Consider the following 17,294-nt stretch of genomic DNA (forward strand, 5'->3'; position numbering starts at 1 on the left):
GCGGCAGGGCGGGTCTAGATGTCCAGGAAGCGCACGTCGTGCGCGTTGCGCTGGATGAACTCACGGCGGGACTCGACGTCCTCGCCCATGAGCACGGAGAAGACCTCGTCCGCGGCGGCGGCCTCTCCCACCGTGACCTGCCGCAGGGTGCGGGTGTCCGGGTTCATCGTCGTGTCCCACAGCTCCTGGTCGTTCATCTCGCCCAGACCCTTGTAGCGCTGGATGCCGCTGTCCTTGGGCAGGCGCTTGCCGGCCGCGGCGCCCTCGGCGAGGAGGGCGTCCTTCTCACGGTCGGTGTACACGTACTCGTGCGGGGCGTTGGACCACTTGAGCCGGTACAGCGGCGGCTGGGCGAGGTAGACGTGCCCGTTCTCGATGAGCGGGCGCATGTACCGGAAGAGCATGGTGAGCAGCAGCGTGGTGATGTGCTGGCCGTCGACGTCGGCGTCGGCCATGAGGACGATCTTGTAGTACCGCAGCTTGGAGATGTCGAAGTCCTCGCCGATGCCGGTCCCGAAGGCGGTGATGAGCGCCTGGATCTCGAGGTTGCCCAGGGCCTTGTCCAGGCGGGCCTTCTCGACGTTGAGGATCTTCCCGCGCAGCGGCAGGATCGCCTGGGTCTCGGGGTCGCGGCCCTGGACGGCGGAGCCGCCGGCCGAGTCGCCCTCGACGATGAAGATCTCCGAGCGGGTGGCGTCGCGGGTGGAGCAGTCCTTGAGCTTGCCCGGCATCGACGCGGACTCGAGGGCACCCTTGCGGCGGGTCGCCTCGCGCGCCTTGCGGGCGGCCACGCGGGCCGCCGCGGCCTGCTGCGCCTTGCGGATGACGTCCTTGGCCTCGTTCGGGTGGGCGTCGAGCCAGTCGCCGAGGTGGCTGTAGACGACCTGCTGGACGTAGGTGCGGGCCTCGGTGTTGCCGAGCTTGGTCTTCGTCTGGCCCTCGAACTGCGGCTCGCCGAGCTTGATGGAGATGACGGCGGTCAGTCCCTCGCGGATGTCGTCACCCGTGAGGTTGTCGTCCTTGTCCTTGAGGATGCCCTTGTCCTTGGCGTACCGGTTGATGAGCGAGGTGAGCGCCGAGCGGAAGCCCTCCTCGTGGGTGCCGCCCTCGGAGGTGTTGATCGTGTTCGCGTAGGTGTGGACCGACTCGGAGTAGGCGCTGGTCCACTGCATGGCGATCTCGAGGGAGATCTGCCGGTCGGTGTCCTCGGACTCGATGTCGATGATCTCGCGGTTGACGAGCTCGACCTTCTTCGCCGAGTTGAGGTGCTCGACGTAGTCGCGCAGCCCGTTCTCGTAGCGGTAGCTCACCTCGCGGCGCCCGGGGTGGGGGTCGTCCGCGGTGCCCTCGTCGTCACCGGTGACTTCGTCGCCGGCGTCGGTGACGCCGGCGCGCTCGTCGGTCAGCGTGATCCGCAGGCCCTTGTTGAGGAAGGCCATCTGCTGGAAGCGCGCCCGCAGCGTCTCGAAGTCGAAGTCGGTGGTCTCGAAGATCTCCCCGTTGGGCCAGAACGTCACGGTGGTGCCGGTGCGCTCGGTGCTGCCCACGCGGGCGAGCGGGGCGGTGGGGACGCCGTCCTGGTAGCTCTGGCGCCAGATGTCGCCGCCGCGGTGCACCTCGACGTGCAGGCGCGTGGACAGGGCGTTGACGACGGAGACGCCCACGCCGTGCAGGCCGCCGGAGACGGCGTAGCCGCCGCCGCCGAACTTGCCGCCGGCGTGGAGGACGGTGAGGACGACCTCGACGGCGGGCTTGCCCTCGGACTCGACGATGTCGACGGGGATGCCGCGACCGTCGTCGACGACGCGCACGCCGCCGTCGGGCAGGATCGTCACGTCGATCGTCGTCGCGTGACCGGCGAGGGCCTCGTCGACGGAGTTGTCGACGACCTCGTAGACGAGGTGGTGCAGGCCGCGCTCACCGGTCGAGCCGATGTACATACCAGGGCGCTTGCGGACGGCCTCCAGGCCCTCGAGAACCGTGATGTTCGTTGCGTCGTAGCCGGCGTCCTGCTGGCTCGTCCCGGGGCTCGGGGGCATCTCGTCAGCCACTGTCTGAGGCTCTCCTCGTCATTCGTCGCGGCGCAGCACCACACCGTCACCTGGTCCGGGACGGTGCACCTGGCACCACAGCTGCCCGCGGGGTGCGACTCGAGCCGTCGCCCCGCGGGACGGGTCACCCGATTCTACTGCGTGGGCGCCGGAATCACCGCATATCCACAAGTTCATCCACAGTGTGACGGGGGTCGCGTCGCGCCCGCGGTGGCGTGGCTCAGCCGTAGGTGTCGCGGGGGCCCCTGCCCCGCACCGAGCGCGGGCCCCGCGTCCAGCTCGGCCCACCGGGGCCGCGGATGACGATCTTCTCCACGACCTCCTCGCCGACCTCCTCGGCCAGCCGGCGCTCGAGCTGCGGCTGGAGGAGGCGCAGCTGGGTGGCCCACGCGGTGGAGTCGGCGCGGACGACGAGCACCGCCTCGTCGAAGGTCTCGACGACGCAGTGGTCGGCGAGCTGGTCACCGACGATCTCGCGCCACCGCCCGACGACGCCGCCCATGCTCACCGGCGCGGTCCAGCCGCGCTCGGTGAGGAGCTTGTCGACGATGGGGCCGAGCATCTGGGGGTCGCGACGGGAGGGGCCGGAGCCGCTGCCGACGTCCCCGAGGCCGGGCCCGGGGCGGAACTGTCGCTTGCCGGTGGGCCGGCCCGGTGCGCTGCGGCGCAGCCCCTTGGCCGCGGCGGCGGCCCGGGCGCGAGCCAGTGCCTCGCGGGCGGCGGCCGAGGTCGTCTCCTCCTCCGGCTCGGGGGCCTGCTCGTCACTCACGGGTGACCTCGCCCTTGGTCACGCGGAAGCGCGCGCCGCGGAGGGACTCCGGGACGTCCTCGGCGACGGCCGCGGTGATGAGCACCTGCTCGGCGTCACCCACCATGGCGGCCAGCCGCTCACGGCGCCGGACGTCGAGCTCGGCGAAGACGTCGTCGAGGATGAGCACGGGACCGCCGTCGTCGTCGTCCGAGAGCACGTCGAAGGAGGCGAGGCGCAGGGCCAGCGCGTAGGACCACGACTCCCCGTGGCTGGCGTAGCCCTTGGCGGGCAGGCCCCCGAGGGTGAGGACGAGGTCGTCGCGGTGCGGCCCGACGAGGCTCACGCCGCGGTCGAGCTCCTTGCCGCGCACCTGGGCCATGGCGGCGACGAGCCGCTCCTCGAGGGCCGGGACGTCGGTGAGACCACTCTCCTCCTCGGGTGTCGCCTCGCCCTCGCCGTCGATGCCGAGGAGCGCGGAGCGGTAGCCGAGGTGGGCCTCGCCCTGCCCGGCGCTGACCTGCTCGTACGCCGCGGCGACCCGGGGCCGCAGCTGGTGGAGGAGCGCGACGCGCGCCGCGACGATCTCGGCGCCCGCGGCGGCGAGGTGGCGGTCCCAGACGTCGAGGGTGGACAGGTCGGGGCTCGCGCCGCGGCGCCGGGCGGCGCCGGCGCTCTTGAGGAGTGCCCCGCGCTGGCGCAGGATCTTGTCGTACTCGCTGCGCACCCCGGCCAGGCGCGGGGTGAGGAGGACGAGAAGGTCGTCGAGGAAGCGACGCCGGGCCTGCGGGTCACCCTTGACGAGCTCGAGGTCCTCCGGCGCGAAGACGACACTGCGCACGATGCCCAGGATGTCGCGCGTCCGGCTCACCGGGGCCCGGTTGAGGCGCGCGCGGTTGGCCTTGCCCGCGACGATCTCGAGCTCGACGAGCGTCTCGCGGCCGCCGCGCACGGCCTTGGCGCGGACGACCGCGCCGCCGGTGCCGTGGCGCACGAGTGCGGCGTCGGAGGCGACGCGGTGGCTGGAGAAGGTCCCGAGGTAGGCGACGGCCTCGACGATGTTCGTCTTGCCCTGGCCGTTGTGCCCGACGAAGGCGGTGACGCCGGGGTCGAGCGCGAGGACCAGCTCGGTGTAGGAGCGGAAGTCGTGCAGGGAGAGGTTGGAGACGTACATCCTCAGTGCTCGTCGGCGCGACGGACCGCGTGTCCCCCGAACTCCTCGCGGAGGGCGGCGATCGCCTTCATGGCGGGAGACTGCTCCTGGCGGGAGGCGAAACGGGCGAAGAGTGCGGCCGCGATGGTGGGCGCGGGGACCGCGTTGTCGATGGCCTCCTCGAGGGTCCAGCGACCCTCGCCGGAGTCGTTGGCGTAGTCGTCGACGCTCGCGAGGCCGGGGTCGCCCTCGAGGGCGTCGACGAGGAGCTCGAGCAGCCACGAGCGCACGACGGTCCCGCGCTGCCAGGCGCGGAGGACGGCGGCGACGTCGGGGACGAGGTCGGACCGCGAGGCGATGATCTCGTAGCCCTCGGCGTAGGCCTGCATGAGGCCGTACTCGATGCCGTTGTGGACCATCTTGGAGAAGTGACCGGCTCCCACACCGCCGGCGTGGACGAAGCCCTCCTCGCGGGGTCCTTCCGGGCGCAGGGCGTCGAAGATCGGCATCGCGCGCTCGACGTCCTCGGCGCTGCCGCCGACCATCGTGCCGTAGCCGTACTCGCGGCCCCAGACGCCGCCGGAGATGCCGGCATCGATGTAGCCGACACCGCGCTCGGCGAGCATCGCGGCGTTGGTCTGGTCGTCGCGGTAGTAGGAGTTGCCGCCCTCGATGACGAGGTCGCCCGCCTCCAGCGTGGACGCGAGCTCCTCGAGGACGGTGAGGGTGGGCGCACCGGCCGGGACCATGATCCACACGACCCGCTCGCCGGCCGGAAGGGCGGCGACGAGCTCGGCGACGGAGGCGACGTCGCTGATCTCGGGGTTGGTGTCGTACCCGGTCACTGTGTGGCCGGCGGCCTCGATGCGCTGGCGCATGTTGCCGCCCATCCGACCCAGACCAACCATGCCGATGTGCATGTCTGCTCCTCTCGTGGACGGCTGCTGCGAACGTACCCGGCGGGGGGCTACCCGGCGAATCGGATGGGCATGAGGAGGTAGCGGAACTCGTCCTCGCTCTCGCCCTCCGCGCTGCCCTGACCGGTGAGCACCGCGGGCTTGCTCGGGTGGGTGAAGGACAGCCGGACGAAGTCCGTGGTCAGCGCTCCCAGCCCGTCGAGCAGGTAGTGGGGGTTGAAGGCGGTGACGATGTCCTCGCCCACGAGGTTCGCCTCGAGGACCTCGGAGGCCTGGGCGTCCTCCCCCTGGCCCGCCTCGAGGACGACCTGGCCCTCGGAGAAGCTCAGGCGGATGGGCGTGTTGCGCTCGGCGACGAGGGACACGCGGCGGGCCGCCTCGACAAGCGCGGCCGTGGCGACGACGGCGTGGGTGGTCGTCTCGTCGGGGAAGAGGCGGCGCACGGGCGGGTAGTCGCCCTCGACGAGCAGCGACGTCGTCTGCCGGCCGCCTGCCGCGAAGCCGACGAGGGACGCGGACTCCCCACCGAGGGCGACGTCGACGCTGCCGGCGCTGGTGAGCGACTTGGCGACGTCGGAGAGCGTGCGGGCACGGACGAGCGCCACCGAGGAGATGCCCGGGTTGGTCGGGTGCCAGCTGAGCTCGCGCAGCGCGAGGCGGTAGCGGTCGGTGGCCATGAGCGTGAGCTTCTCGCCCTCGATCTCGACGCGGACACCGGTGAGCAGCGGGAGCGTCTCGTCGCGGCTGGCCGCGATGCTCACCTGGGCGACGGCCTCGGTGAGGACGTCGGCGTCGATGGTGCCGGAGAGCTCGGGCATCGTCGGCAGCGCCGGGTAGTCCTCCACCGGCATGGTGAGGAGCGTGAAGCGGCTGGCACCGCAGCGCAGGACGACCTTGGTGCCGTCGAGGGTGAGGTCGACGGGCTTGGCGGGCAGCGCCTTGGCGATGTCGGCGAGGAGACGCCCGGAGACAAGGACGACACCGGCCTCCTCGACACCGGCGGGGACGGTCGACCGGGCCGACACGTCGTAGTCGAAGGTCGACAGGGTGAGGGAACCCTCGCTGCTCGCCTCCAGCCGTACCCCGGCGAGCACCGGGACCGGCGGGCGCGCGGGGAGGGAGCGAGCTGTCCAGGCGACGGCCTCGGCAAGGACGTCCCGTTCGACCCTGAGCTTCACGATTGTTGACCTCTCTCGGAGCGTGACGGCGCAGCGCCTGCTGCTGCGCACGGGAAACCTTACGCGAGTGCACCGACGCTCAGGACGGGAGTGGAGTGCCATCGCCCGGTCGGATCTTGTTGTTCACAAGCAATGCTCGAAGGGGGTCTCGTCATCGTCATCGGTGGTGTGGACACTGTGGAGATCCGGCGTCCGTGCAGGTCAGCGTGCACTCGACGATGTGGGAACGGGTGCGGACGGCGCTGGGGAGGACGGGCCGGGGCAGTGGATTCTTGTCATCCCTCCCGGCGCCGTCCACCGACGGGGGACGGTCTGTCCACTGACAAGTTTCTGCTGTCCACGTCAATCCACAGGCTTGTCCACAACTGTGCATTGGCCCGCCGCGGCGATTTCCTTCGTGGAGCGGTCACCAGCGGCCGCCGTCGGCGTCGAGTGAACGCGGGAAGGCGGTGTGGCCACGCCACACCGCCTCCACCTGCACCCGGCGCCCGAAGGGCTCAGCCGCCGGTGCGGGCCTTCTGCTTGATCCGGTTCGTCAGCTCGGTCACCTGGTTGAAGGTCGAGCGCTTCTCCGCCATCTGCTCTCGGATCTTGCGGTTCGCGTGCATGACAGTCGTGTGGTCACGGCCGCCGAAGAGCTGACCGATCTTCGGCAGGGACAGCTCGGTGAGCTCGCGGCACAGGTACATGGCGATCTGCCGGGCGTTGACGAGCACGCGGGAGCGGTCGGCGCTGCACAGCTGGTCGATCGAGATCGAGAAGTAGTCGGCCGTCTGCCCCATGATCAGCGTCGGCGTGATCTCCTCGCCCTCGGTGTCGGTGATGAAGTCCTTGAGGACCATGACGGCGAGCGACTCGTCGACCGGCTGCCGGTTGAGGTTGGCGAAGGCGGTGACGCGGATGAGCGCGCCCTCGAGCTCGCGGATGTTCGTCGAGATCCGGGAGGCGATGTAGGAGAGGACGGCGTCGTCGATCTCGAGGTTCTCGTTGTTCGCCTTCTTCCGGAGGATCGCGATCCGCGTCTCGAGGTCCGGCGGCTGGACGTCGGTGAGCAGGCCCCACTCGAAGCGGGAGCGCATCCGGTCCTCGAAGCCGTTGAGCTGCTTCGGCGCGAGGTCGGAGGTGATGACGACCTGCTTGTTGGCGTTGTGGAGGGTGTTGAAGGTGTGGAAGAACTCCTCCATCGTCTGTTCCTTGCCCTGGAGGAACTGGATGTCGTCGATGAGGAGGACGTCGACCTCGCGGTAGCGGCGCTGGAAGGCCTCGGCCTTGTCGTCGCGGATCGAGTTGATGAAGTCGTTGGTGAACTCCTCGGAGTTCACGTAGCGCACCCGGACGCTCGGGTCGAGGCTGCGGGCGTAGTGGCCGATCGCGTGGAGCAGGTGGGTCTTGCCCAGTCCCGAGCCGCCGTAGATGAACAGGGGGTTGTACGCGCGGGCCGGCGACTCGGCGACGGCGGTCGCGGCCGCGTGGGCGAACCTGTTGCTCGAGCCGATGACGAAGGTCTCGAAGGTGTACTTCGGGTTGAGCCGGGCGGCGTCGGCCTCGGCGACGGCGGAGGCGCGGCGCGCGGCGGCCCGTGTCTCCTGCGGGGTGGGCGGGGGCGCGGGAGCGTCGTCGGGGGTCGCGGCGCTGGGCACCCGAGGGCTCGTCTCCTCGAGCGTGGGGTCGACGGTGACGGCGAAGCGGACGGCCGATCCCGAGGCCTCGGTGAGCGCCTCGGTCAGCGCCACCCGGGCGCGGGTCTCGAGGAAGTCCTTGGCGAAGTCACTGGGGACGGCGAGGAGCAGGGTGCCGTCGACCGCTCCGAGCGGCCGCGTGAGCCGGATGAAGGCGCGCTGCGCGCCACCGATGTCCCCACTCTCGGTGAGGATGTCCACGGCACGTGCCCAGACGTCGGTGATGTCGTCGTTCTCGGGCACAGCAGTCCTCTCACGCAGGGTCGATGGCTGGCACGAGTGTCGCACCTCGTCCCTCGATCCACATAGATATCCACAGATGTGTAGAAGGGCGTGAGGGACGGCATACTCTGCACCGGGGAGGTCGGATTGACCGGCCTTCTCCCGCTCGCGTATCGTGACCAAGCCGTCCTGACGGCTCTTCCGTGGTGCCTGCGCACCGGTTTCGTAGTCCGGAGGAGCGGCCCAGCCGCGCATCTGCTGCCCAGCGGCAGCGTAGACAACCGACGTTTTGGAGTACTGCCGTGAGCAAGCGGACTTACCAGCCGAACAACCGGAAGCGTGCCAAGGTGCACGGGTTCCGGCTGCGCATGCGCACGCGCGCCGGGCGCGCCATCCTGGCGGCCCGTCGTCGCAAGGGCCGCGAGAAGCTCTCGGCCTGAGCCGTGCTGCCGCCGCAGCACCGAATGCGTCGGTCGGAGGACTTCACCGACGCGGTGCGCGGTGGTGCCCGCAGCGGCACTCGCCGGCTCGTCGTCCACCTCGGGACCGGGGCGGAGGCACACGCGCCCCGCGCCGGTCTCGTCGTGTCGAAGGCGGTCGGCAACGCGGTCGAGCGCAACCAGGTCAAGCGCCGGTTGCGCGGGCTGCTCGCGAGCCGCATCAGCGACCTGCACGACGGCGAGAAGCTCGTCGTGCGGGCGCTTCCTGCTGCCCGCCGGGCGACGAGCGAGGCCCTCGGTGCCGACCTCGACGCCGCGCTGAGCGGGGCACGCCGTCGGCAGGGTCGACGATGAGCACGAGAGTCGGTGGGTTGGTCGGACGGGGTCTGGCCCTGCTCGTGCGGGGATACCAGCTCGTCGTGTCCCCCTGGTTCGGCCCGTCGTGCCGCTACTACCCGTCCTGCTCCGCCTACGCGGTGACGGCGCTGCGCCGCCACGGAGCGGTACGCGGACTTGTTCTCGCAGGGTGGCGACTGCTGCGCTGCAACCCGTGGAGCAGGGGCGGGGTCGACCACGTCCCGCCGGCCGGGGACCCGATGCCGTGGTCAAGACGCGCCGCGCAAGCACGTACCCTCGGTGTAGCTGCCGGTGGGGCGCGTGTGAACGACGCGCCGGAAGACTTCTAGGAGACGACCCACATGGGTGCCTTTGACACGATCCTGTACCCCATCAAGTGGGTCGTCGCATGGATCCTCCACCTCTTCCACGAGCTGTGGACCTTCGCGGGGATGGACCCCGCCAGCGGCTGGACGTGGGCGCTGTCGATCGTCGGCCTGACGGTGGTCATGCGCATCCTGCTCATCCCGCTGTTCTTCAAGCAGATCAAGGCATCGCGCGGGATGCAGGTCCTGCAGCCGGAGCTGCAGAAGCTCCAGAAGAAGTACAAGGGGAAGAACGACCCTGCGTCCCGGCAGCAGATGCAGTCCGAGATGATGGCGCTCTACCAGAAGCACGGTACGAACCCCTTCGCCTCCTGCCTGCCCATCCTCGCGCAGTCGCCGATCTTCTTCGCCCTGTTCCGGGTGCTGTATTCGATGCCGCAGATCGCATCGGGCGAGTACCGCGACGGGCAGCCGCTGGGCCCGATCGACGCGGCGGCCGCAGCTCAGTTCCAGGAGTCCACGCTCCTCGGCGCGCAGCTGTCCGACACCTTCCTCACCGCGTCGACGATGAACGTGCGGGTCCTCGCGATCGTGCTGGTGATCCTCATGTCGGTCACCACCTTCACCACGCAGCGGCAGCTGACGATGAAGAACATGCCGCAGAGCGCCCTGGACAACCCGATGGCCAAGCAGCAGCGCATGCTCATGTATCTCATGCCGCTGATCTTCGCCTTCTCCGGCGTTGCCTTCCCGATCGGTGTGCTCGTCTACTGGCTCACGACGAACCTGTGGACGATGGGCCAGCAGTTCTACACGATCCGCAAGATCCCCGCCCCCGGCTCCGAGGCCGAGAAGCGCTTCAAGGAGCGGGAGCGCGCGAAGCTCGAGCGCAAGGCCGCACGCAAGGGCGTGCCCGTGGAGGAGCTGCTGCCGGCCCCCCCGGAGCCCGAGCGTCCTGTCCAGCGCGGCCAGCGGGTCCAGCCCAAGCGCAAGGACCGTCAGAAGCGTCCCGCTGGGACGACCACTCCCACGCCTTCCGCGACGAGCGCGACCTCCGCCGACGACGCGGCTGACGTGCCGGCGGAGCCGGCGCCCGCCGGGTCCGGCGCCAAGGACGGGAAGACCCCGCAGCAGCGGGCGGCCGAGCGCCACGCGAAGCGCGCTGCCCAGCGTCGGGCCGAGCTCGAGCGACGGGCCAAGGGCCCGGGCAAGCCGGGCAAGTAGAGACCTGTTCAGTGCCCGGGGTCGACGGGCCGAGAGAGAAGGAACCACCCGTGAGCGAGCAAGACGTGCAGAGCGACGACACGACGTCGGAGCAGGCTGAGACCTCCCAGGAGGCCACCACGTCCGAGCGGACGACCGTGTCGGCAAGCGTCAAGCGCCTCGAGGAGGAGGGTGAGATCGCGGCCGACTACCTCGAGGAACTGCTCGACATCGCGGACCTCGACGGCGACATCGACCTGTCGATCGACCACGGGCGTGCGTCCGTGGAGATCGTCAACGAGGGTGGCTCGGACCGCGAGCTGAGGCGGCTCGTGGGCAAGGACGGCGAGGTGCTCGACGCGCTCCAGGAGCTCACCCGCCTGGCCGTGCAGGCGCGCACCGGTGACCGCAGCCGGCTCATGCTCGACATCGCCGGACACCGCCGCGGCCGTCGGGCCGAGCTCACCGCCGTCGCCGAGGAGGCCATCACCAAGGTGAAGGCGGGGACCGAGAAGGTCTCGCTCGAGCCGATGAACCCCTTCGAGCGCAAGGTGGTCCACGACGCCGTTGCCGCTGCCGGGCTCGTCAGCGACTCCGAGGGCGTCGAGCCGAACCGCTACGTCGTCATCACGGCGAAGTAGTCGACACCTGTAGATGACCAAGGACGACGCCGCGGCGGTGGAGGAGGCCCCTTCCTCCGCCGCCGAGGTGTTCGGCAACGCGTGGCCCCGGTTGGAGCGCTTCGCGTCGCTGCTCGTCGCTGAGGGCGAGCTGCGCGGGCTCATCGGCCCGCGGGAGCTGCCGCGTCTGTGGAGCAGACACCTGCTCAACTCGAGCGCGGTGACTCGCTTCGTCCCCGAAGGGGCGAGCTTCGCCGATGTCGGTTCCGGTGCTGGGTTCCCTGGTGTGGTCGTGGCGATCATGAGGCCCGACCTCGATGTCACCCTCGTTGAGCCGATGGAGCGTCGGACGGACTGGCTCGAGCACGTCGCGGAGTCGCTCTCGCTCGGCAACGTCAGTGTGGTCCGCGCCCGTGCAGAGGAGCTGCACGGTGCTCAGGAGTTCGATGTCGTGAGCGCGCGGGCGGTGGCGGCGCTCAAGAAGCTGGTCCCGTGGGTTGCACCGCTGATCGGTAGCGGTGGCAGCCTGGTCGCGCTCAAGGGTGAGCGTGCAGCGTTCGAGGTTGAGGACGCTGCCAAGGTGCTCCGCAAGCACAAGCTCGCGGGCACGGAGGTGCACGAGGTGCTGGTTGCTGGAACGGACGAGCCGACACGAGTCGTGACCGCACGACGAGCCGGCTGATCGGCTACTGCTCAGAAGCGCTGATCACCGGGTGCGGGTGGACAGTGCGGGAAGCGCGCTCAGGGCTGATGTGCTGACGGCGGGCGGCCGCACGGTGCATCTGACGTGCGCCTTCGATTGGAAGTCGTTTCACGTGAAACGCTTCTCTGAACCAGCCGGGAATCGATCTGGCCCGGACCGAACCGGGTCGCGCGAAATGGAGCCGTGCCGGGCCGACTCCACCGCAGCCGACCGGATGCGGACTGGGCCGGGTCAAGGATTGAGGCTAGCTGTGTCATGGGTGAGTCGAGTTCGGGCGACCCGAGCGCGTGCTGACGACTCTGACGTGGCCGCCCCTCGGATCGATCCAAGGCTGCACACCCAGCCAGGCCCGACGCGTTGCGTTTCACGGCTCTTCGCAGATGAGGGTGTAGAGGGCGTCAGCGCGTCGCTCGTCGGATAGGGGTCGAGGTCTTCCGATGATGGAGGTTCCTACGCCAGCCACCCGAAAGACCTCGACGTGCTCGACGCTACCTTCACGTGCCCGGACCTGACCACGTTCACCCGCCTGGACGACCTCGGCCTGCAGGTCGTGGGCCAACTGGTCGAGCCCGATCGGGCGGTGCTCGCCTGCCGGGTCACCGAGCCCGATGAGTGGTGCCGCCGGTGCGGCTGTGAGGGCGCACCGCGCGACACGGTGACCCGGCGGCTGGCGCACGAGCCGCTGGGCTGGCGGCCGACCACGTTGCTGGTGACCGTGCGCCGCTACCGGTGCACCGAGTGTGGGCACGTGTGGCGTCAGGACACCACCGCGGCGGCTGAGCCGCGGGCGGCGATCTCTCGCGGCGGGGTGCGCTGGGCGCTGGAGGCCCTGGTGTGCCAGCACCTGACCGTCGCACGCGTCGCGGAAGGGCTCGCGGTGTCGTGGAACACCGCCAACGCCGCAGTCCTGGCCGAGGGCAGACGCCTGCTCATCAGCAATCCGAGCCGCTTCGACGACGTGCGAGTCGTCGGCGTGGACGAGCACGTGTGGCGCCACACCCGCCTGGGCGACAAGTACGTCACCGTCATCATCGACCTCACCCCGATCCGCGACGGCACGGGGCCCTCCCGGCTGCTGGACATGGTCCCGGGCCGGTCCAAGCAGGCCTTCAAGCAGTGGCTCACCGACCGGGGCGAGTCCTGGCGCAAGGGCGTGGAGGTGGTGGCGATGGACGGCTTCACCGGCTTCAAGACCGCCACCACCGAGGAGCTTCCCGACGCTGTCGCGGTGATGGATCCCTTCCACGTGGTGCGCTTGGCCGGTGATGCGATGGACCGGTGCCGGCGCCGCGTCCAGCAAGCCCTCCACGGCCACCGAGGACGCGCCGCCGACCCGCTCTACCGTGCCCGGCGCACCCTGCACACCGGTGCCGACCTGCTCACCGAAAAGCAGCGGTCGAGGATCGAGGCGCTCTTCGCGGCCGAGGAGCACGTTCAGGTCGAGGCCACCTGGGGCGTCTACCAGCAGATGATCACCGCCTACCGCGCACCGTACCGCCAGGCCGGCCGAGCGCTCCTGGCCACGCTCATCACCTTGGTGTGCTCCGGTGTTCCCGCCGCGCTGGAGGAGGTCCGCACCCTGGGGCGGACCCTGAAGAAGCGCGCCGCCGACGTCCTGGCCTACTTCGACCGGCCCGGCACGAGCAACGGCCGCACCGAGGCGATCAACGGACGACTCGAACACCTGCGCGGCTCCGCCCTCGGCTTCCGCAACCTCACCAACTACATCGCCCGAGCACTCCTGGAGACCGGCGGATTCAGACCCCGACTACACCGTCAATTGTGAAGAGCCCGTTTCACGTGAAACCTCCTCGTGCCTGGCGCTCGCGGACTGTACGCGCCCGACAGCAGGCAGATGATCCCGGATCCCGTGGACCTCCACGGTTGGCGATGCATGGATGGGACGTCCCCCAGGCCGGGCGCGCCCGTTCTAGCCGGGCTGTCGACGCGATGGAACGTCGCCGGAGTGACCGAGTTCGAGGTCCGCACACGGGCCTTAATCAATCCTCGGTCGTGCTCACGAGAGTTCACGGGCTGAGCATTGGTTCAGAGCGCCCGGAGCCGATCGGCGTGCGAGCCGGTGCGACCAACGCGGCCCGTATCGGCGGTCTCGCGCAAGCGGCGCATCCCGCCTGCCAGTCCTGCACACGGGGTGTTTCACGTGGAACGCGGATCGCTTTCGGCGTGGGCACGTCTTGAGCTCTTCCCGCTAACGCTCTTCTAGCGACCGAGGCTTCACTGGGCGTCGTATGGCGTAGTGCGCCTCGCGCGGCAGCGTCGCCGTTTCACGTGAAACATGGCGCCCAACTTAGTCGCGAGTATTGGCCGTGACGGAGAGCTGCCGATTGAGCTCTGCAGCAGGTGGCCCGTTAGCGTTTGCGTGGGGGGACGCGTCAACGTGGCCGCGGGACGTCACGCAACCTCGAGCGGAGGCGCAGAGCGTCGGTGCGCTGACGGTGTCGGCGTCCCGCGCGGCTACTGGGTCCGGACTCCGAACCGGGTCTAGTCGGGCCTCGGAGTTTCACGTGAAACGGTGGTCGGTCGCGTTGTGGCTTGGAGCAGGCCGACAGAAGTAGGCCGTCACTACACAACCGGATCTGAACGACGCGCGCCGATGGATGTGCAGGGCACGGAGCGGACGATCCGGGGGCGCCAGGAGAGTCGTTGTGCTCCCTGCCGACCAGACACTGGCGGACGACGCGGTGGGGTTTCACGTGAAACGCAATCTCTGCGGGCCCGGGTCGCCGACTACGGCAGGCCGTCGTGCGTGGCGGACGCAGTAGCTCACGTCGGTCGCGCGAACGTGGAGGTACCGTCCTGTTTCACTGCAGAGCTGAGACCGTCGGCTCCCCACGCACGATCATGCAGCGAGGGCCGCACGGACGCCGGCGCGAGTGGACATCGGTACGTAGCAGGTCGTGCGGGCTGGTCACGCATCGGCAAACACGTGGGGGATCAGCCTCCGCGGGGCGCGCTCGACCGTGGATGTCGCGGAGGGAGAACCGTCGCCCTGAGACGACGTCCTTCGCTAGGAGCGCGACAGGAATGGAGCGCCGCTGAGGACCTGCTCTGCGCAAAGCAGGACGTGGCGCGCGTGAGATTGCGAGCCTCTCCGGTGCGGCCTGCAGCGCAGAGTCCGCTTCAGCCCTGGCCCACACGACACCCGACTCTCGAGACAGAGTGTCGTACTGCGGTTGGAAGTGTGACGTGCAGTGAGCAGGCCAGAGGGAGACGGCTGCGCGCGGCTGCAGGCCGTCGGCCATGTCACGGCGCGGTGTGCGTGTGCGCTTGACCGCCCGAGCGATGTTCCACGTGAAACCATCACCAGCGCCTTGTCCACGTGCGGCGCGGGACGGTCGGACTGTCCGCGAGCAAGCACTAGGCTAGGCCAGGGCGCGTGACAACAGCGATCAAGGGGTACGTGTGACCGAGTCGGACGACACGACCGCTACGGTAGGCCAAGCCGCAGCGGAGGAGCATGAGGACCGGAGGGCGCAGAGTATCCTCGGGGGGCTCGACGACTTCGACGACTCCACGCCCCTGGCGGCCCAGCTCGCGGAGGACGCCAGGCGCCGCATCGCCCTCGAGGGCAAGTCCTTCCCGAAGCCGCGCCGGACGCGGATCCTCACGGTGGCGAACCAGAAGGGCGGCGTCGGCAAGACGACGACCACGGTTAATCTTGCTGCGGCCCTCGCCACCGGAGGGCTGAAAGTCCTGGTCATCGACAACGACCCGCAAGGTAACGCCTCGACCGCGCTCGGGATCGACCACCACGCCGGCACGCCGTCCACCTACGAGGTGCTCATCGACGACGTGCCTCTCGCCGAGGTGATCCAGCCGTGCCCCGACCTCGACGGCCTGTTCTGCGCGCCAGCAACGATCGACCTCTCGGGGGCGGAGATCGAGCTCGTCTCGATGGTCGCGCGGGAGAACCGGCTGCGAAACGCGATCACCAGCCTCCTCGAGAGCCAGGATGCCGCCGACAGGTACGACTACGTCTTCATCGACTGCCCGCCGAGCCTCGGACTCCTCACGGTAAACGCCTTCGTGGCCGCGCGCGAGGTGCTCATCCCCATCCAGTCGGAGTACTACGCCCTCGAGGGACTGAGCCAGCTCCTGCGGAACATCGAGCTCATCAGGGGCCACCTCAACCCCACGCTACACGTGTCGACGATCCTCCTCACGATGTTCGACAAGCGCACCAACCTGTCCCGACAGGTCGCGGACGAGGTCCACACCCACTTCCCGAAGCAGACCCTCGAGGTCTCGATCCCACGGTCGGTGAGGATCTCCGAGGCTCCGTCGTACGGGCAGACCGTGCTCACCTACGACCCGACCTCGACCGGCGCGCTCGCCTACCGGGCCGCCGCGCAGGAGCTCGCGGCGCGCGCCGAGCCCACACCCACATCAGCACAGCAACAGCCCGCAGCGGCGCAGCGTACGGAGGATGTCCATGAGTGAGAAGCGACGCGGCCTGGGCAAGGGTCTCGGTGCGCTGATTCCAACGGCCCCCACGGAGGGTCGTCCGGTGGACGTCTTCTTCCCGGACCAGCGCGCGGAGCCCCCGTCCCGCGGTGCCGCTGCGCCCGCCGAGCGCGAGACCCGCGCGGCCGACACGGGTGCAGAGGCCCCCGCACCGAAGAAGCCGCGTGCCGCGGCCGCCACGGCCACCCCGGCGAAGTCCCGCAAGCGCGCCTCCATCCCCAAGGACGCCGTCACCCCGCGCCGGAAGCCCGCAGGAAGCAGCGCGGCGACGCCCGAGCCGGCCGTGACCGAGCCTCCGGCAGCCGTCGAGGCGCCTGCACCGGTCGAACCGGTCGCAGCGGACGAGTCCGCCTCCGACGAGACGCTCGTGCCCGTCCCGGGGGCGAGCTTCGCGGAGATCCCCGTCGGCGAGGTCGTCGCGAACAGGCGCCAGCCGCGCCAGGTCTTCGACGAGGACGAGCTCGAGGAGCTTGCCGCCTCCATCCGCGAGGTCGGCGTCCTGCAGCCGATCGTCGTGCGCGCCCTGCCCGAGGGCGAGGAGGCCCGCTACGAGCTCATCATGGGCGAGCGCCGGTGGCGCGCGTCCCAGCTCGCCGGCAACACCACCGTCCCCGCGATCATCCGCGAGGTCGAGGACGACGACCTCCTGCGCGACGCGCTGCTCGAGAACCTCCACCGGGCCCAGCTCAACCCGCTCGAGGAGGCCGCCGCCTACCAGCAGCTCCTCGAGGACTTCTCCTGCACACACGAGGAGCTCGCCTCCCGCATCGCACGCTCGCGCCCGCAGATCTCCAACACCCTGCGCCTGCTCAAGCTCCCCCCGCTGGTGCAGCGCCGGGTCGCCGCCGGCATCCTCTCCGCCGGCCACGCGCGCGCCCTCCTGGGGCTCTCGGACCCGGCGGCCATGGAGCGTCTCGCCCAGCGCATCGTCGCCGAGGGGCTGAGTGTGCGCACGACGGAGGAGATCGTCGCGCTCGGTGACGAGCCCACGGCGCCCGAGATGCGCCGTCGTCCGCGGGCTGGGGCCTACACGGCCGAGCTCAACGAGATCGCCACGCGGCTGTCCGACCGCTTCGACACCCGCGTGAAGATCGGCATGGGTCAGCGCAAGGGCAAGATCAACATCGAGTTCGCGAGCATCGAGGACCTCAACCGGATCCTCGACGTGCTCGCGCCCTCGGTCGAGCGTCCCCCGCTCGACGGCGCAGCGTCCTGAGCCGCCGCCCGCGCCTG

Annotated in this window: 15 protein-coding genes; 9 read left to right on the top strand and 6 right to left on the bottom strand. The window is 70.0% G+C overall.

Annotation, left to right across the window (positions count from 1 at the left end; translation table 11 throughout):
- Positions 1 to 14: 14 nt before the first annotated feature.
- From gyrB to dnaA, 6 genes are all read right to left on the bottom strand, one after another.
- The gene (gene gyrB, locus AA0005_RS01640; protein WP_413453049.1) at positions 15 to 2,039 is read right to left on the bottom strand and encodes a DNA topoisomerase (ATP-hydrolyzing) subunit B; all 2,025 of its coding nucleotides are present in this window, start codon (positions 2,037 to 2,039) and stop codon (positions 15 to 17) included.
- A gap of 232 nt (positions 2,040 to 2,271) precedes the next feature.
- Entirely contained in the window at positions 2,272 to 2,820 is a 549-nt protein-coding gene (locus tag AA0005_RS01645; RefSeq protein WP_413451691.1) for a DUF721 domain-containing protein, read from the bottom strand.
- Complete coding sequence (recF, locus tag AA0005_RS01650; RefSeq protein WP_413451692.1) at positions 2,813 to 3,973, bottom strand: DNA replication/repair protein RecF; 1,161 nt, start codon at positions 3,971 to 3,973, stop codon at positions 2,813 to 2,815. Before recF ends, AA0005_RS01645 begins: the two co-directional genes overlap by 8 nt.
- A gap of 2 nt (positions 3,974 to 3,975) precedes the next feature.
- A complete protein-coding gene (gnd, locus tag AA0005_RS01655; RefSeq protein WP_413451693.1) occupies positions 3,976 to 4,872 on the bottom strand; it encodes a phosphogluconate dehydrogenase (NAD(+)-dependent, decarboxylating) in 897 nt (298 codons plus the stop codon).
- A 47-nt stretch (positions 4,873 to 4,919) separates the two neighbouring features.
- A complete protein-coding gene (dnaN, locus tag AA0005_RS01660) occupies positions 4,920 to 6,047 on the bottom strand; it encodes a DNA polymerase III subunit beta (protein WP_413451694.1) in 1,128 nt (375 codons plus the stop codon).
- 497 nt (positions 6,048 to 6,544) lie between these two features.
- Positions 6,545 to 7,969, bottom strand: a complete 1,425-nt coding sequence (gene dnaA / locus AA0005_RS01665; protein WP_413451695.1) for a chromosomal replication initiator protein DnaA — start codon at positions 7,967 to 7,969, stop codon at positions 6,545 to 6,547.
- Between the two features lie 281 nt (positions 7,970 to 8,250).
- Between dnaA and rpmH the strand changes: the two genes are divergently transcribed.
- The 9 genes from rpmH to AA0005_RS01710 all read left to right on the top strand — a co-directional run bounded on the left by rpmH (position 8,251) and on the right by AA0005_RS01710 (position 17,277).
- On the top strand, positions 8,251 to 8,388 hold the full coding sequence (gene rpmH / locus AA0005_RS01670) for a 50S ribosomal protein L34 (RefSeq protein ID WP_413451696.1): 138 nt from the start codon (positions 8,251 to 8,253) through the stop codon (positions 8,386 to 8,388).
- A 24-nt stretch (positions 8,389 to 8,412) separates the two neighbouring features.
- Entirely contained in the window at positions 8,413 to 8,742 is a 330-nt protein-coding gene (rnpA, locus tag AA0005_RS01675) for a ribonuclease P protein component (protein ID WP_413451697.1), read from the top strand.
- Positions 8,739 to 9,074 carry a membrane protein insertion efficiency factor YidD gene (gene yidD / locus AA0005_RS01680; RefSeq protein WP_413451698.1) on the top strand — a complete coding sequence of 112 codons (336 nt, stop codon included), beginning with the start codon at positions 8,739 to 8,741 and terminating at the stop codon, positions 9,072 to 9,074. Before rnpA ends, yidD begins: the two co-directional genes overlap by 4 nt.
- A gap of 12 nt (positions 9,075 to 9,086) precedes the next feature.
- Positions 9,087 to 10,274 carry a membrane protein insertase YidC gene (yidC, locus tag AA0005_RS01685; RefSeq protein ID WP_413451699.1) on the top strand — a complete coding sequence of 396 codons (1,188 nt, stop codon included), beginning with the start codon at positions 9,087 to 9,089 and terminating at the stop codon, positions 10,272 to 10,274.
- Positions 10,275 to 10,411: 137 nt separating this feature from the next.
- Positions 10,412 to 10,894, top strand: a complete 483-nt coding sequence (locus tag AA0005_RS01690; RefSeq protein ID WP_413453050.1) for a protein jag — start codon at positions 10,412 to 10,414, stop codon at positions 10,892 to 10,894.
- Positions 10,895 to 10,907: 13 nt separating this feature from the next.
- Complete coding sequence (gene rsmG / locus AA0005_RS01695) at positions 10,908 to 11,555, top strand: 16S rRNA (guanine(527)-N(7))-methyltransferase RsmG (protein ID WP_413451700.1); 648 nt, start codon at positions 10,908 to 10,910, stop codon at positions 11,553 to 11,555.
- A gap of 499 nt (positions 11,556 to 12,054) precedes the next feature.
- The gene (locus AA0005_RS01700; RefSeq protein ID WP_413451701.1) at positions 12,055 to 13,362 is read left to right on the top strand and encodes an ISL3 family transposase; all 1,308 of its coding nucleotides are present in this window, start codon (positions 12,055 to 12,057) and stop codon (positions 13,360 to 13,362) included.
- A gap of 1,637 nt (positions 13,363 to 14,999) precedes the next feature.
- Positions 15,000 to 16,037 (top strand): AAA family ATPase, encoded by a 1,038-nt coding sequence (locus tag AA0005_RS01705; protein ID WP_413451702.1) that lies wholly within the window; start codon positions 15,000 to 15,002, stop codon positions 16,035 to 16,037.
- Complete coding sequence (locus AA0005_RS01710; protein WP_413451703.1) at positions 16,030 to 17,277, top strand: ParB/RepB/Spo0J family partition protein; 1,248 nt, start codon at positions 16,030 to 16,032, stop codon at positions 17,275 to 17,277. Before AA0005_RS01705 ends, AA0005_RS01710 begins: the two co-directional genes overlap by 8 nt.
- Positions 17,278 to 17,294: the final 17 nt, after the last annotated feature.

Source organism: Georgenia phoenicis, assembly GCF_047302425.1.
Taxonomy (GTDB): Bacteria; Actinomycetota; Actinomycetes; order Actinomycetales; family Actinomycetaceae; genus Oceanitalea.

Excerpts from the sequence above, each read along its gene's own strand:
- gnd (WP_413451693.1), bottom strand. The coding sequence starts at position 4,872 with ATGCACATCGGCATGGTTGGTCTGGGTCGGATGGGCGGCAACATGCGC.
- yidD (WP_413451698.1), top strand. The coding sequence starts at position 8,739 with ATGAGCACGAGAGTCGGTGGGTTGGTCGGACGGGGTCTGGCCCTGCTC.
- recF (WP_413451692.1), bottom strand. The coding sequence starts at position 3,973 with ATGTACGTCTCCAACCTCTCCCTGCACGACTTCCGCTCCTACACCGAG.
- rsmG (WP_413451700.1), top strand. The coding sequence starts at position 10,908 with ATGACCAAGGACGACGCCGCGGCGGTGGAGGAGGCCCCTTCCTCCGCC.
- rnpA (WP_413451697.1), top strand. The coding sequence starts at position 8,413 with ATGCGTCGGTCGGAGGACTTCACCGACGCGGTGCGCGGTGGTGCCCGC.
- AA0005_RS01710 (WP_413451703.1), top strand. The coding sequence starts at position 16,030 with ATGAGTGAGAAGCGACGCGGCCTGGGCAAGGGTCTCGGTGCGCTGATT.
- gyrB (WP_413453049.1), bottom strand. The coding sequence starts at position 2,039 with ATGCCCCCGAGCCCCGGGACGAGCCAGCAGGACGCCGGCTACGACGCA.
- yidC (WP_413451699.1), top strand. The coding sequence starts at position 9,087 with ATGGGTGCCTTTGACACGATCCTGTACCCCATCAAGTGGGTCGTCGCA.